This is a genomic window from Bartonella sp. CB10SXKL, assembly GCF_042195515.1.
Classification (GTDB): domain Bacteria; phylum Pseudomonadota; class Alphaproteobacteria; order Rhizobiales; family Rhizobiaceae; genus Bartonella.
In genome coordinates this window covers 14288-28057 of sequence record NZ_JBHION010000012.1, presented here as the reverse complement: position 1 = coordinate 28057, position 13770 = coordinate 14288, and the positions used below count along the sequence as shown (strand labels likewise).

The window sequence follows — 13770 nt, the reverse complement described above, 5'->3', positions numbered from 1 at the left end:
AACACACTCAAAGAATTAACTTATGAAAAATTATTTTAATTGAAACTTAAATAGTTTTACAAAGAACGCTTTAAAATGCGTATTAAAATGATTGACCTTTTACAAGAAATTTGTCAAAAAGCATATCTAGTTTGGAGGGGTGGCCGAGCGGTTTAAGGCACCGGTCTTGAAAACCGGCGTGCAGGAGACTGTACCGTGGGTTCGAATCCCACCCCCTCCGCCACAGCACTTTTATGGTGCTATAACTTTTTGATTCTGTATAATCTTTTTTAAGGTTCGGGATAAATAAATAAAGGTTCGGGAATAGGATTTTCACACTTTCCTTTACAAAGCGCATTCTTTTTGCCAGCTTTCTCTAATAATTTTTTTAATAGTTCTAAATCTTCTTGTGAAATAATGTTTATCAGTCTAGAAAACATACCAACAGCTTCACATCTGAATGTATCAGAAGGCTTTATAGTGAAGCTTTTACGACAAGCATCTGATTCTCTTCTCAAAATTTCTGCTACCTCTTGATCTAAAGCATAGAGTTCAATTAGCTTTTCCTCCAGTCCTACAGGAACAGACTTTTTGCCAATTTCTATAGATGATAAAAATGCTACAGATATATCTAATTTTTTAGCCATATCTAAAAGGCGTTCTGAATGATCAATGCGAAGTTTGCGTAAGGTTTTACCAAATGGTGTTGGCATCTAAAAAATCCTATTAAAAAAGAAGCTCTCTCGTGATTCTAGCAGAAATTCTCAGGCTTTCGTTAACTGTTTTTTTACTATAATGGTTTTTTTAATTTTTTGAGAACCACTGCTTTAAATGTGCAATGACATTATCTAGCGCATCCATGAGGCGTGCAAAATCAAGGATAAACAAAAAAAGAAAAAATGCTATCCACTTCATCAAGCGAGACATCATTTTCACGCTTTGATAGGTGATGATCATTTCTTGAAGCATTTCTTTTTCTGATTCTGTAAGCTCTGTGTGTTTTTTGGATTTTTTTCTAACCATGTTTCCACCCACACAAGCGTTCACCTAGATTATTGTGCTTTAAGATCTCTCTTACTAAATTGGAACTGATGGTGTTCAGATCTTGCCGGCTTAAATAAACAGGTAACCAACCAACACAAGAAGAAGCATATTTATTTGTCGCGCAATCAATCAAAGAGAGCAGCACGCACATCAGCAGCACTTTTTTGATTAACTTCACTTTCCACCTCCAGCCGTGTTGTGGCTGCTTTTAAAGCTTTTTCTGTTTGCTTTTGTTGCTCTGCTTTTTTCCCAAGAGTAAAAGCTCTTGCTAAAATCATAAAAAAAGCGGCTAAAGCCGCACCTGTTACCATCAAGTTTCTTTTCATCCATAAGATCATAGGCGGTGCTCCTGAAAGCGTTTAGCAACAAAGAAAATGCCAGTACATGCGGCTAAAACCATAATGGTTGCCAAAGCCCATTGAATGGGTCCATTGCCCGCTAAAAATCCACCAAGACCTGAGAAAGAACCAATAATCGGTGCCAATGCTTCTGCTTTGAAAACCCCCGTTGGTGCTTGCGTTTCTACTGTTTGATAATTGGAGGAAACATAAGCCCCTTTCGCCCACAACCCTGCCTCTGCTACACGCCGGTGTACAAGACCTTGTAAACGCTTGCCTCCCGCTTTGGTCCATTTCTGCAATTCGGTTGGTACAGCTTCATAATCCCCCCGATTAAGCCTTTTAAGCAATGTAGAGTTTTGGAAAGCTGCAATACCCACATTATAACAAAAGGAAACAAGAGCGCCGAACTGTTCATCGCTTAAATTCACACAAACTGCTTTTTCTACCGCTCTCTCATATTGCTGCAAATCTGCTAAAAGCATGGTTTCGGCTTTTTTTTCCGTAATCACCATACCCTCAACAACTGTTGGTTGACCGGCTTTTTTCGTATGACCATAACCAATCGTCCATATGCCAGAAGTATCTTGATAAGCCTGCAAGCGCAAACCTTCCCACTTTTTTAAACAGTATAAACAGTCTTTACTTATTTTCCGTGCCATTGTTCAATTCACCTTATAAATATACCTTTATGAGTACTGCTCCATCACCGCCGTCGCCGCCAATTTTGTCGCTTCCGTGTTTCCCATCAAAATATCCACCGCCGCCGCCGCCGCATTCTTTACCACCTCTACCACCGTTACCACCTTTGTAACTCTCACCACCTTGCCCCATGATAGAACCCTTGCATTGACCACCACCGCCGCCGCCGCCGCCAAGAAACGAACTTCCACCGGTACCAGCTCTCTTGCCGTCGACTCCACTTCCTCCACCATTCCCACCAGAAAAAATAAAACTCTCACCACTGATGCCCTCTCTGTTTCCTCCTCCATCGCCACCTTTCCCTCCAAAGTTAACGAGAGTCATGGAAACGGAATATCCTCCTTCTGCTGTAACAAGCCCTTTGATCATTGTTCTACCACCATTGCACAAAATGTTACTGTCATTGCCTTTACCACCACGACCAATGTAAGCTGTTTTTAATTTATCTAAATCAGAACCTTTCATTTTAACATGCACACATTGACCGCCGCCGCCGCCACCATCCTTAACGCCACCACCTCCACCGCCCCAAGCCCATACTTCGATATCGGTGTCAGCAGTAATACCATCAGGCAATGGAATATCTCCGCTTTCTGTCATCAGAATTTCAACAGGTTTTCTAACCCCGCCACCATTGTTGCCGCTACCAGCGCCGCTGCTATTGCTACTATTTGCTTTGATTGAAGCCATCAGTTTGGCTGGTGAGATAAGTGCATCCACTGTCTTTATGCCATCAATCCAGTCTTTTTTTGCAAGAGGTTGAATGAGATCAACTTTTTTCTGTACACTATCCGCTGTTTCTTGTGCGACACTTGCCACAGCTTGTGCCCTGTCTCCTGTTTTTTGTGCGGACTCAGCGGTATTTTTCGCATCTACAGCGTGATCTTGCGCATCTTTCGCTGTATTGAATGCAGCACTCCCTATACTCCTTGCCTCACTTGCTGCATAAAGCCCTTGTTGTGCGCTTTCCTGTGCGTGTTGTGCCACATCTTCAATTTTATCAATTTTTGCAACCTGTGCACGTTCTTGAGGGGTTAAAATAAAATGCGTATTCCCCTCTTTCATATTCTCCATATCAAAGGCATCTTTTTCTATTTTATCTGGATCATAGACTAATCTTGACATACCAACAGACTTTAATCCTACAAAATAACTAATGGTATTTTTGAGATCTACCGGAGATATGGGATAATAAACACCTTCATCTCCCCTCCGCCATTTTTCCATCGTTGGCTGCGTAGAACTCAACCATCGTAGCTTTGATCTTTCCTCTGTGGTTAAGATCTTTTTGGTAGGACCCTCGTTCATATTTTCCATAGAAAATACATTTGCCCCCACATTATCGGGATCATATGTAGCAGCCTTCATATCGCCAATCCCTAAAGGCGATATTTTTACCCAGCCAGCGCCTGATAAAATCGCATTCTCACGAGCTTCACCACTTGCTTCAATATCGTGGATTGTGACCTTATCTTTGTAAGCAAGAGCTCCAATATCTCTCTTTGCAACAGCATCATCAGCCTTTTTCCCTTGAGCAGCTGTTGCAAAATATTCTACCTGATAAGCTGCTGCACTTCCTACTGAAACAGGTGCAAGAGCCTTACTATTTAAAATACCTTCTTTGACTTCTTTCTTTGTTGCTGGTTCAAGCTTAAATATGTGCGTATGATAGGGTAATGGCATCGCGTTTCATTCCTTAGTAAGTCTGTTTTTGAGATTTTTGGGGATGAGAGACTGTAATTCATCAATAAGTTTTTGCATGGTCTCTATGCGTTTATCTGTTGCTTCTTGATACTCTGCCAAAGCGCTTAAAAGATCATGCTGTATATCGTTTTTGACAAGATCAAGCACCTTATTTAAGGGTGCGTGAACCATTCTATTGCTTGCATAAAAAAGGACGCGGATTTGCTCCGCGTCCGCAATATCATCAATAGCAGACGGATTATTGATCATCTGAAAACCTTATGATTTTATGGCATAAACAACCGGTACATTAATAGGGCGCGTTTCTGCCTCACCCGTTGAAGAAAGTGTTACCTTGTGCGTATGCACTCCAGCAGGTTCTGTTATCCCTGAAAGGGTTTGATAGTGATAAGAGGGGTTTCTTCTACCAATATCATTGGCACTCCATCCCACTCCATTATACTGAAACTCGTGTGTATGCTGTCCCGCCGATTCAACACTACAAATATGTGTATGCGATTTAAGGCAATCTTGCTGTATATCGGCAAATTGTCTACTTCTGTCTAAACCGCGACCATTATCAAAGCCGCGCAAAAACACTCCTCTAAAATCTGGAACTTTAAAGGTTGTATCACTGTTTTTTCCCCATTTATCCTCTATCGCCTTGAATAATTGCGGATAATCCTTGCGTTCATAAGTAGCGCCATCACATAAAAGCCAGCCGTTTGGGACTTCTTGCATAGCAAAGGTCGCAATAAAACCACAAGGAAAGGTTTCGACCTTCGGTGGTGGAATGGGGGTAGGGTTTAAAAGATACCAGCCATCAAGACCTTTTGTTGATACGCCATCATTATAGACTATTTCATAAATACCATTTGTTTGTAACTCGCCACCTGTCAATGATACTATTCCCGTGCTGGTGGCTTTATAGAGTGGCTTTGCTCCTATATTATTCATGTTTATTGTTGTCGTACCAATATTTATACCACACGCCTTAAAGCGGATAATGATATCGTTTTTATATTTTGCTATTGGAGAAACCGTCGTCAACGTAATTGATGTTGTTTGTTCCTTTCCATTCACAATAAACTTTGAGTCAAGAGAACCACCATTATCGGCAAGATATTCACGTATACGCTGCATCATGACCCGCGCACTATCATTAACAGAACTAGGCGGCTGCCCTTCTGCCCAATTAATGATACTATCGGAATTGGCATTTTGATCAGCTGTGAGTGACCAGTCATAAATATCAGACATGATAAGCCCCCGTTCTTCTTAATAGCTCTTCGCGCAATTGCTCTTCTTTTTGCCGCCCATAGGAACCAACAGATTGCCGCCTAGAGGGATCAATAAGAGGTGTTAAATCTGTCGGTCCCCCAGTCGATTGTGAGAAACCCGCCATGACTGGTTGCTGTAACATTTGTTGCTGTACCATCTGTGCCTGCTGTTTTTGTCGTTCTCCATTCTCTCTCATTAAATGAAGCAAACCGGAAAAGCCCTTTTTAAGAGCACCTGCATCAATACCTTGTGCTTGCAATGGTGTGGTTTCCATAATCTGTCCTGTTAAATTGTCTCTGCTTTCAGGTGCCATCATTCTGTTTGGAAATGGCGTGTCATATGCCATCAATTGGTTGCCCCCTTGATTACCTTGACCCACTTGATTACCTTGAAGTGTCTTTTGAATCCTCTCAAACCCACGCAAAGGACCCACCTCGTTTGGTGCTGCTTGTCCATTGCTTTGGTTTTGCTGTATCGTTCTCTTCAAAGCATCTCCCGTTTTATTATAAAGCCCATAAATATGATTCATAAAATCCCCTGCTGTAGCTTCCATGTTGCCACCGTTGAGTGTGACTGCCTGTCGACCTAAAAGCTGGCTCGCTGGAATATGTGGATTTTTGATAAGCTTTACTGCCCCTGCTGGTCCTTGTTGGTGTGCGAGGTAAAGCTCTGCCTCTGATGGCTCTCTGCCTAATGCTGTGACTAAATAACGTGTATTATCCTTCGTTAACCGTGCCATAGCATCGGTTGCTTGAAAGGGATCAAACTTGTTATTGAGTTGATAGTGTTTTGCTGTTGAATCGAGAAATTGATACAGCCCCCCTGCACTGCTGTTCTTATTTCTTGCATTTGGATTACCATTACTTTCTATCATAGCAACACGTTCAAGAAAGCTTTCTGGTAAACCATATTTTTGTGCTGCCTGTGAGATAGCACGCTTCACATTGGGATGAAAATTGATCATTAGTTTATAACCGTTCTATCAGCACTGCTATTCAAAAGAATGCCAATAAAATTGAAGAATTTTGTGTGGTCTTCTTTGGTTATTAAGCGTTTCTTTTCTGCTTCATGAAACTTCTTAATTAATTCAACAGCTTTTTCCCTTGCTAACCCAAAATCTCCTTTTTCCCGCGCTGTTATAAGCGCTGCAATATCTCTCTCAGTATCTTTATGGACGCTTGAGAATTTGCGTCCAAATTCTCTTGCGAAATTTTTTACAACTGCCTTGATGAAAGCAATCTTTCCTATACCCATAGTCTGTTGTTCCCCCCTCTCTTCCACTTCACCTATATGGTTTGGCAAGCGTGCAAAAAGCTTTGTTCTTTCCACTTCTGGTCGCAACACTTTCATAAGCTGTTTTGCTTTATCCTCACCATAACTCCGCTGCAATTTTTCTTGACCATTTTTTGTGTCAAACAAACTCAAAAGATTGTGGTCAAAATTCTGTGCATTGCCTGCCGCATGTTCTAGTTGCGACCGTATACCTTTTTGAAACGCATCTTTTTCCATCAACCCAAAATCCGAAAGTTGACTGTTGATTGTGTCGAGATTAACGCTCTTCTTCAGCGCTTGCTCTCCCTGCTCGAGGGCATCACCAATAGTACGCTCGTCATAATAAATTTTCCGTGCTTTAGCATAATATGGAGAGGACGTATCCAAAACGTCCAGAATGCGTTGTTTGAAATCAGTCAAATCTCGAGCATATCCCCATTTTCCTTTGATGCGCGCAGAATTAATTTGATCATCCAAAACCTCTTTCATCTTATGTAAAATTCGCATATTCAGCTTTGGATATCCATTGCTCCCTATAACTGTTGCATCCGCTTCATTTGGCATTTGCGCAATTGCTTTTTTATAGGCTTTTTGGAAGGCAGGAGTTTCTTGCAACCGCGATAAATCTTTACTGACAGCATTAGAAATGGGAGAAGCTTTCGCCCTCTCATAAAATGGTTCAGCCTTTTTCTGTGCTTGTTTGATAATCTCTTGCTTTAAATCAAGCGTATCTACTTTTGGACCCATCACATCTGTCAACGCATCCTTTACCCGCAGTGCACTCGCATCTTGTCTTTCATTCAAACGATTACTTAAGAGCGAATATGTATCATGGTCTTTTTTTGCTGCCTTAAAAGCTCTTGTAGCAAGCCCATCATGAAGATCAATAATCATTGAATCAGGACCTCGCTGTTTTAATGCTCTTTCAAGTTTATCAACACCTTCATCCCCTAAAGTTTGGCTTACATCCCTAAGCGCTCTATCGCTTATCTGAAATGCTTCTTTTTCTACACCTTGTGTTATTGGTTCAGTTTTACCAAACAATTTTCCAACTGTGTTTTTGAGAGCCGCAGGTGTTTTTTTCACAATAGCAGGCGTTTTTTTAAGTGATCTTGTCGCAAAAGATGTTGCTTTTGATACACCACTGGCAACAAATGGTGTTGCAACGCCTAGCCCTGCACCTAACCCAGCAGATACTAGAGTATCTGCAAGCCCTTCCCCCTCACCACTGCCTGCTATTCCACCATAAATGGCTCCAGTTTTTGCTGCACGCCCCAAGCTAAATTTTGCCGCCTCTTTACTTGCTACTGCTTTCATTGCTGCTTCACCTGCAGCTTTTGCCGCTGCCCGTTCCGCACCCTCTGCTAAAGCAGATTGCACCGCCCTTTCTCCTGCTGCTAAAGCTTTACTGGTTATTTGTGCTCCTGCAACACCAGCTCTACCTCCCAGCACAACATCAGCCCCAATTGCCGCACGAGCAGCAGCAGTAGCCCCTGCCGCGGGTGGAAAGAGGGCAGAAGCAATTACGGGTGCCACAGCACCCGTTAAATTCCCCGCAAGAGATGCATAAAAATGATCTCGGTTCGCCGCTCTTTGATAATCACGCCATCGCTTTGTCACTTCATTATATTTTTTGACTGCCTCTTTATCTCCCATCCAATAATCCCAAGGTCCTGCTTCTAATATTCCAGCTATTTCATCATCATACCCCATGGTTAACCCATGAAGAGCACCCCATCCAAAAGCACCAGCAACACTTGGATGTGGACCATCTTCCTCTGTTGCACCATTATTTCCTGTAACAGAACCACTTAGCCTTTCCTTATTCTTCGCGAAAAGCTCTTGAAGCTGTTCTGGTGTATAGTCACTTATATGCCCAATGACTCTTGTGTTTTTACGATTAATAAGAGGGGGGATTACTTCAGCCATTGGTTTGTTTCTCCTTAATACGCCCGTCACTATCAACGAACAACATGCCTTCCGGCAATGCTTCTATCTGTTTTTCTAGTGGATCATTTGACTGTGCATGATTTCCCTTATAAGCATCTTGCCCATAGGCGGCTCGAACGAGCTCGTTTGTTGCTTCTGCACCACCAAAAAGAATTGCGCGCGTTGCTGCATTGGATTTATTGAAAGTGTCAATAACTGTTTTTAAAGATTTCTTCATTTGCTCTGCAGAAAGATCTTGATACAACGCCGCTACAGAGTTTTGCAATGCTTGCAATTCCATATTAGACAAATTCCCAAAGCCAGATGCGCCATTTGGTGAAAATGCTTTTGCTTTTCTCAAGGAATCAAGCCCGATACTTGCCTTCAATGAATCGAGCATATGCCCAAAATCTTTTGCCTTAGAATTAGGAAGGAACGACATTATAGGACCCGTGAAACCAACAACATGCGGGTGTTCCTCAACAATTTTTAGCAATTCTTTAGATGCTGAGAGTATACGATTTGACCTGTCTGCTGTTTCCAGAATTCGCATTTGCATTTGTTGGTTTTTACGCTCCTCCTCTTTCTGTTCTTGAATTAATTTATGTTCTGCACCACTGCCTGCAATTGGCATCGCACGTATGCCACCAAGTGCTTTTTTATCCTTAATATACATATAACCTGATTCAGGCTTTGACAGCATGCCATCGGTATTCCCCCCTAATCCAGAAGCAGTGGAACGCTGTCCCCCTTGGACAGGTATAATTTTCCCTGTGCTTGTTGAGACTTGGAAAGTCATATCCTCAGGCAATCCCTGCTCTGCCTTTTCTTCTGATGTCAATGTTCTATAGCCTTCTTGAGGGCTTAACGTGTTGCCTATGATTTTCATGGCAAGATCTGGATATTGCGTGAGTGCTTGCGCATCTTCATCGCTATACCCTTTAGAGCGTAAAAATTGCAAAGTTTGTTTATATTGTGCGCGTTCCTTGTTGCCCTGCCGCATAAGGATAGATGCATTTGAAAAACTTTCTTGTGGTGTCTTTCCTAACGCAAGCCCTGCAAAAAAATCCATTAAATGCTCGGAAAATTCTGATTTTCTAAAACGCTCCCATAAGCTACTTGGATTTGCTCCTGTCTGAACAAAGTTATCAAGTGACTTGATATAATCTGTTTTTTGTTCAAGATCACCACTTGCTTTTAAATGTTCCTCTTCTGGTAAGTGTGCATTCAAATGTTTTTCTTCTCCTATGGGTGCCTCAAAAAGCTTTTCTTCATCATTTCCAGAATTGTTTTTCAAAGAGTTTTCCGCTATAGATTTCTCATTAAGTTGAGCAATATAATCCATCACATCTTTTTGCTGTCGCCCAGCTTCATCCCCACTAGACTGATCAATGTTCCCAACAAGTGGAGATTGAGGAATCATTGATGCAACACCTCCCTGATCTGAGAAGTCATACTTTTGTTGCTCTGGCGCCTCTTGTATCTTAACAGTATCCTTTGAAGCATCCGGTAATGGAGGCATTTGGCGCTTTAAATCATCTGTAGACATAATCAATTCTGCTGGCGTTTTTTTCCCAGCTTGTTCTGTCCCTGCTTGAGAACCACGAATAAGCTCTGTAGGACTCAATTTTTGTGGAGTATTATCCCCATTGCTCACATCAAAAGGGTCTGTGCTAAAAGCAGCGCGTTCTAAAAAACTTGGCTTGTATCGCCCTTCCAACGGCGTGCTTGGAGGCGTAGAAAGCTGTTCGAACAAATGCTTTGGCAATTGAGGCATGACCTGATACATCAAGGGACGCAAAAATTTTGGATCAAACAACTTTAAAAGAGAATTTGTGTTTTCTTGTTCCATCACTGCACCCTTTCCATCTTAAAGCCAAGCTTGCTATAATCCACATGCAAAAAGCCTGTCGCCTTATGCAAGAAAACAGCTTCTGGCTTTGACTTCAAAACATCCTGTGCCATCACCCCGCGATAGCGCTCTGGGTGCCCCTTGTAGTTGTATTCATAGAGTTTATAGCCATTTCTCTGCCCAGCTTCTCTGATGTTTTCTTTTGCTCTGATATCACTAAGCCCAGCAAAAGTACCAAGGATAGTTCCAACATTTCCAACAATCTCCCACGGATTAGGTTTTGGCTGTGGAGTCAATGTCGTCATTTGTCCTGTTCGCGTTCCATAATTTCCAGCAACAGCCCCACCAGCTGTAAGCAACTTACTTAACTGGTCCCAATCAAGATTGTTCTGCTGCTCCCATTTTTGCCGCTCTTCATCTAATTGCCGTTGATGATTGGCATCAAGTACACTCCCTCCCGTCAACGCATTAAGATTTGCCTGACCTTGACCTTGAAAGAAGTTATTGGCGCCCGCCAACTGATTTTGGTTTGCTTGGTCAATGAGACCATTGGCATTCATCATGTTGTTGACATCTTGGTTATATTGCTGTGATAAAGCTTGTGTTGCTATGCCCCCCAATTCATCAGCCAAAACGCCGGTATGTGCACCCGAACCATAACGTCCAGCACCTGCCAATGAACTATTAATAGAGCTTGTTGCTTTATTTAATGCGTTTTGAAGTGCTTCATTAAAGTAAGGGTTATTGCCTATTTGTTGCCCTGAAGCCATGTTCTTTAAGTTTTGGCTTGTTGAATTTTGCCCTGTGGCTAATCCATTTAAAGTGTTGTTATCATAGTTATGCGTATTATTGCTAAGCCCATTAATCGCATTCTTTGTTTGATCACTTAAATCCGCAACACGCTGCCCGTCATAAACGGCTTTTCCGCTGCCTTGGTTATAAAAAGTCATGGCATCTTGAGCGGCGTGTTCAAAAATACCTTTTGCCCATGCAGGGGGTTCATTTGTTTGCGTCGTGTTTTGGGTATTCTGGATTGGTTTAGAACTTTTTCCCATGTTAAAGCTGCTTTCTATATTCTAAAAGATTAACGAGATATCCATGCGTTTTAAGAGATTTTTCCCACCCTCGCCTGCCTATGATGACAAGCTCTTTTGCCCCTTTTTCCTTGTAATAAGCTTCAATCTGAGTGATAAGCTTTGTTAAGGGTGCTCCTCCCTTTCCACCAAGCGTGACAACAACCGCCCTTAATGCTCCAGTGACGAGTTCTTGTAACTGTGTTGTGACATGCGCCATAAAGTTTTCATGCGCATCAACGATAATCCAAAGAACTTTTTCTCCCTTCAAAATATCGTTTAAAATGGTCTCTGTATTATAATCATCAGGGAATGTTTGATTAAAGTAAGCTATCGATTTTATGACATTATCAAAATAGGGCGCCATTTGTTCAGCGCTCCATTTTTCTGTATTATAGATCTTAAAACTCATCTTATGCCCGCGGGTTTCAGCGTTACATCAAAGCCTGTTATATGTGTCCATGGCGTGCCTTCTGGTATTCTCAGACGCAAAGCGTGATAACGCGCCCGTGAGCGGATATTATACATCCCAATATTATAGCCGGCATAACGCTCTTTAGCCCAATTTAATTGGTTCTTGTTATCAATGATAAAAGCCGCCCCAACACTTAAAAAACCTTTTGTTGTATCCGCTTGAACAAAAGCCTCACTCATCAAGTTGATTTGCCTGCCCGTATCCCCCACAATTTGTGAAGCAATAACTGCTTCCATTGGAGGACCCGCAAAAAAACCAAATGTGTTGTCTGGCGTAAAAGCTCCCAAAACAGGCGCACCATTTTGCCACATCTTACTATCAAGAGAAGCTGGTAAATCTTTCAAGCTCTCTTGTACTTCGTCTAAGCCTTCTAATGTATAACCGGCTGCAAAAAGGGGAAATAAGAGAAGGTTTTGCCCCTTAATGACACTCCATATTTGCAAAAGCCAATCATAAACATAAATATGCATCCCTTCAGTGTTATCATTGATAGAAAAATAAACACGAGAATAGACCGGATCAATACATGCTCTCATCTCATCAATGGCAAAATTATTGTAAAGTGTGAAGATGGTTTTATCGACTTTACCAAAGCCTATAGGGAGCATTTCACCAGCACTGTTGATTTGATAAAAACCATCATCAGAGACAAAGAAAGTACAGTCTCCACGGCTTGCAATTGCTGTGCTGCTTTTCGCCCCTATTTTGTCTTTTATTTTTGCAAAACTGAATATAATTTTAGAGCCTGGTACAAAGGTTGCATGATAAATGGCGGAGCGCATGAAAATAAGTGGATTTGTTGATTCCGTAGACCCTTGAACATATTCTCCATCGGGAAAATCTTGATAATCGCAACTTTTCTCCCCAACCGTCCAATGTGTCGCATCATTCAAACCGGACCACTGAACACGGTTTGGCTTATCTGTTAATTGCATCAGGCAAACAAAATCACCCCACACACGCACAAGTCCAGCACGCGGGGGATTACCACTCAAATCACAAAACCTTTCATCCGTTTTTAACGAAAGCATTTGTGGTGGGTCATTGCTATTAACAGCAATGATATGATCACCAAAGGAGGCAAAAGACCAAAGTGCAGTCTCATTGGCGTGATATTGTGTGTGAGGTTTGCTAATGTCTTTCCAGCCGCGCGTGCTGTTGTCATATTCATAAAGTTTTGTTGGTGCCCCCACAATGATGCGCACACCACCCAATGAGCGCACCGCATAGACCCCCAAAATCACATCCGGAAAAGGATCTGAGACCGGCGCCACAATGGGAAACGGAATATACGAATTTGGTGCAGGTAAAACGTTCACGATCTCACTAGAATAACCACTATTAATAAATGCAACATCTGGTCTATACTCAGCAATAGGAATAAAGGTCATCAGAAATCCGTGTGTTGAATTTTTAACAAATTCTTGCGCCGTGATGTTTCAATTTGAAGCGCATCGAGTTGCTCTTGAAACATGGCAAAAGCTGCCGCTGCCATCTGTGGTTCTTTAATAATATTGGTATAAATTTCATATTTTGCACGCGTTTTGATCAGTTCATAGGCTTCTAAAAACCATATGGACGCTTCTTGTGCACTCTCAATATCTTTTATTCTTACAGGGTCAAGAATAAGCCTGATAGAATAAACGCGCTCTGGTGTTGGATACAAGACAAGCTTTTGTTCAAAATAAGCATAGCGTGTAGGCATGCCATGGCTACAATCATCCTCAAGATTCTCAATAACAAGAGGATCTACCTGCAAAAGCTTTGCTTTGCTGTGATTATCTTCATAAACGTAAGCATCAACAATGCGAACAGCAGCCGGAATAACTGGATTTTCCTCTGCGCCATAACGGCTTTTGCCCTTTAGAGTGGTAAAAACAACTTCGCGGCTTTCATTGAAATAAAAAGGCAATCGTTCACAAAAGCGAATAGCCGAAAATATCGCCCTTTGCACTTGATCAACATACTCATCTGTTTGATCATCTATTTCATCCTGAATATCGTTTAACATCTGGATAAAATTTTTATCCCAAGGAGCAATGGTCTGTTTGTCTCCAATCGGACCACCTGTCTGTACTATTATTGTCATATCAGCCTCTTCCAAATGTATTGGGGCATCTTGTATAGGAGGGGGACGCAAGC

Annotated in this window: 14 protein-coding genes and 1 tRNA gene; 1 reads left to right on the top strand and 14 read right to left on the bottom strand. The window is 41.9% G+C overall.

Annotated features, from left to right (window positions below; genetic code table 11):
• The first annotated feature begins 133 nt into the window (after window positions 1-133).
• Window positions 134-223 (top strand) — tRNA-Ser (locus ACFIK3_RS07180).
• A gap of 46 nt (window positions 224-269) precedes the next feature.
• On the opposite strand, the gene ACFIK3_RS07175 is transcribed toward ACFIK3_RS07180, so the two are convergent.
• The 14 genes from ACFIK3_RS07175 to ACFIK3_RS07110 form a co-directional block, all read right to left on the bottom strand.
• A complete protein-coding gene (locus ACFIK3_RS07175; protein ID WP_375657796.1) occupies window positions 270-692 on the bottom strand; it encodes a helix-turn-helix domain-containing protein in 423 nt (140 codons plus the stop codon).
• A 91-nt stretch (window positions 693-783) separates the two neighbouring features.
• The gene (locus ACFIK3_RS07170; protein WP_375630869.1) at window positions 784-1002 is read right to left on the bottom strand and encodes a hypothetical protein; all 219 of its coding nucleotides are present in this window, start codon (window positions 1000-1002) and stop codon (window positions 784-786) included.
• Window positions 1003-1148: 146 nt separating this feature from the next.
• Entirely contained in the window at window positions 1149-1361 is a 213-nt protein-coding gene (locus ACFIK3_RS07165) for a hypothetical protein (protein WP_375676460.1), read from the bottom strand.
• Window positions 1358-2023 (bottom strand): lysozyme, encoded by a 666-nt coding sequence (locus tag ACFIK3_RS07160; RefSeq protein ID WP_375625825.1) that lies wholly within the window; start codon window positions 2021-2023, stop codon window positions 1358-1360. Before ACFIK3_RS07160 ends, ACFIK3_RS07165 begins: the two co-directional genes overlap by 4 nt.
• 13 nt (window positions 2024-2036) lie before the next feature.
• The gene (locus ACFIK3_RS07155; protein WP_375657939.1) at window positions 2037-3746 is read right to left on the bottom strand and encodes a hypothetical protein; all 1710 of its coding nucleotides are present in this window, start codon (window positions 3744-3746) and stop codon (window positions 2037-2039) included.
• 6 nt (window positions 3747-3752) lie between these two features.
• Window positions 3753-4016 (bottom strand): hypothetical protein, encoded by a 264-nt coding sequence (locus tag ACFIK3_RS07150; protein WP_375654412.1) that lies wholly within the window; start codon window positions 4014-4016, stop codon window positions 3753-3755.
• Between the two features lie 9 nt (window positions 4017-4025).
• Window positions 4026-5006, bottom strand: a complete 981-nt coding sequence (locus ACFIK3_RS07145) for a tail fiber protein (RefSeq protein WP_375676459.1) — start codon at window positions 5004-5006, stop codon at window positions 4026-4028.
• Window positions 4999-5991 (bottom strand): transglycosylase SLT domain-containing protein, encoded by a 993-nt coding sequence (locus tag ACFIK3_RS07140; RefSeq protein WP_375654414.1) that lies wholly within the window; start codon window positions 5989-5991, stop codon window positions 4999-5001. Before ACFIK3_RS07140 ends, ACFIK3_RS07145 begins: the two co-directional genes overlap by 8 nt.
• Window positions 5991-8228, bottom strand: coding sequence for a hypothetical protein (locus ACFIK3_RS07135; RefSeq protein ID WP_375676458.1), 2238 nt, complete (start codon window positions 8226-8228; stop codon window positions 5991-5993). Before ACFIK3_RS07135 ends, ACFIK3_RS07140 begins: the two co-directional genes overlap by 1 nt.
• Window positions 8221-10080, bottom strand: a complete 1860-nt coding sequence (locus ACFIK3_RS07130) for a hypothetical protein (protein WP_375676457.1) — start codon at window positions 10078-10080, stop codon at window positions 8221-8223. The genes ACFIK3_RS07135 and ACFIK3_RS07130 overlap by 8 nt, the downstream gene beginning before the upstream one ends.
• Window positions 10080-11135, bottom strand: a complete 1056-nt coding sequence (locus tag ACFIK3_RS07125) for a tail fiber domain-containing protein (RefSeq protein WP_375664856.1) — start codon at window positions 11133-11135, stop codon at window positions 10080-10082. Before ACFIK3_RS07125 ends, ACFIK3_RS07130 begins: the two co-directional genes overlap by 1 nt.
• 1 nt (window position 11136) lies before the next feature.
• Complete coding sequence (locus tag ACFIK3_RS07120; RefSeq protein ID WP_375676485.1) at window positions 11137-11520, bottom strand: hypothetical protein; 384 nt, start codon at window positions 11518-11520, stop codon at window positions 11137-11139.
• A gap of 41 nt (window positions 11521-11561) precedes the next feature.
• Window positions 11562-13019, bottom strand: a complete 1458-nt coding sequence (locus ACFIK3_RS07115; protein ID WP_375627859.1) for a hypothetical protein — start codon at window positions 13017-13019, stop codon at window positions 11562-11564.
• A complete protein-coding gene (locus ACFIK3_RS07110; RefSeq protein WP_375612494.1) occupies window positions 13019-13717 on the bottom strand; it encodes a hypothetical protein in 699 nt (232 codons plus the stop codon). Before ACFIK3_RS07110 ends, ACFIK3_RS07115 begins: the two co-directional genes overlap by 1 nt.
• Window positions 13718-13770 lie beyond the last annotated feature (53 nt).

Excerpts from the sequence above, each read along its gene's own strand:
- ACFIK3_RS07175 (WP_375657796.1), bottom strand. The coding sequence starts at position 692 with ATGCCAACACCATTTGGTAAAACCTTACGCAAACTTCGCATTGATCAT.
- ACFIK3_RS07170 (WP_375630869.1), bottom strand. The coding sequence starts at position 1,002 with ATGGTTAGAAAAAAATCCAAAAAACACACAGAGCTTACAGAATCAGAA.
- ACFIK3_RS07165 (WP_375676460.1), bottom strand. The coding sequence starts at position 1,361 with ATGATCTTATGGATGAAAAGAAACTTGATGGTAACAGGTGCGGCTTTA.
- ACFIK3_RS07160 (WP_375625825.1), bottom strand. The coding sequence starts at position 2,023 with ATGGCACGGAAAATAAGTAAAGACTGTTTATACTGTTTAAAAAAGTGG.
- ACFIK3_RS07155 (WP_375657939.1), bottom strand. The coding sequence starts at position 3,746 with ATGCCATTACCCTATCATACGCACATATTTAAGCTTGAACCAGCAACA.
- ACFIK3_RS07150 (WP_375654412.1), bottom strand. The coding sequence starts at position 4,016 with ATGATCAATAATCCGTCTGCTATTGATGATATTGCGGACGCGGAGCAA.
- ACFIK3_RS07145 (WP_375676459.1), bottom strand. The coding sequence starts at position 5,006 with ATGTCTGATATTTATGACTGGTCACTCACAGCTGATCAAAATGCCAAT.
- ACFIK3_RS07140 (WP_375654414.1), bottom strand. The coding sequence starts at position 5,991 with ATGATCAATTTTCATCCCAATGTGAAGCGTGCTATCTCACAGGCAGCA.
- ACFIK3_RS07135 (WP_375676458.1), bottom strand. The coding sequence starts at position 8,228 with ATGGCTGAAGTAATCCCCCCTCTTATTAATCGTAAAAACACAAGAGTC.
- ACFIK3_RS07130 (WP_375676457.1), bottom strand. The coding sequence starts at position 10,080 with ATGGAACAAGAAAACACAAATTCTCTTTTAAAGTTGTTTGATCCAAAA.
- ACFIK3_RS07125 (WP_375664856.1), bottom strand. The coding sequence starts at position 11,135 with ATGGGAAAAAGTTCTAAACCAATCCAGAATACCCAAAACACGACGCAA.
- ACFIK3_RS07120 (WP_375676485.1), bottom strand. The coding sequence starts at position 11,520 with ATGGCGCCCTATTTTGATAATGTCATAAAATCGATAGCTTACTTTAAT.
- ACFIK3_RS07115 (WP_375627859.1), bottom strand. The coding sequence starts at position 13,019 with ATGACCTTTATTCCTATTGCTGAGTATAGACCAGATGTTGCATTTATT.
- ACFIK3_RS07110 (WP_375612494.1), bottom strand. The coding sequence starts at position 13,717 with ATGACAATAATAGTACAGACAGGTGGTCCGATTGGAGACAAACAGACC.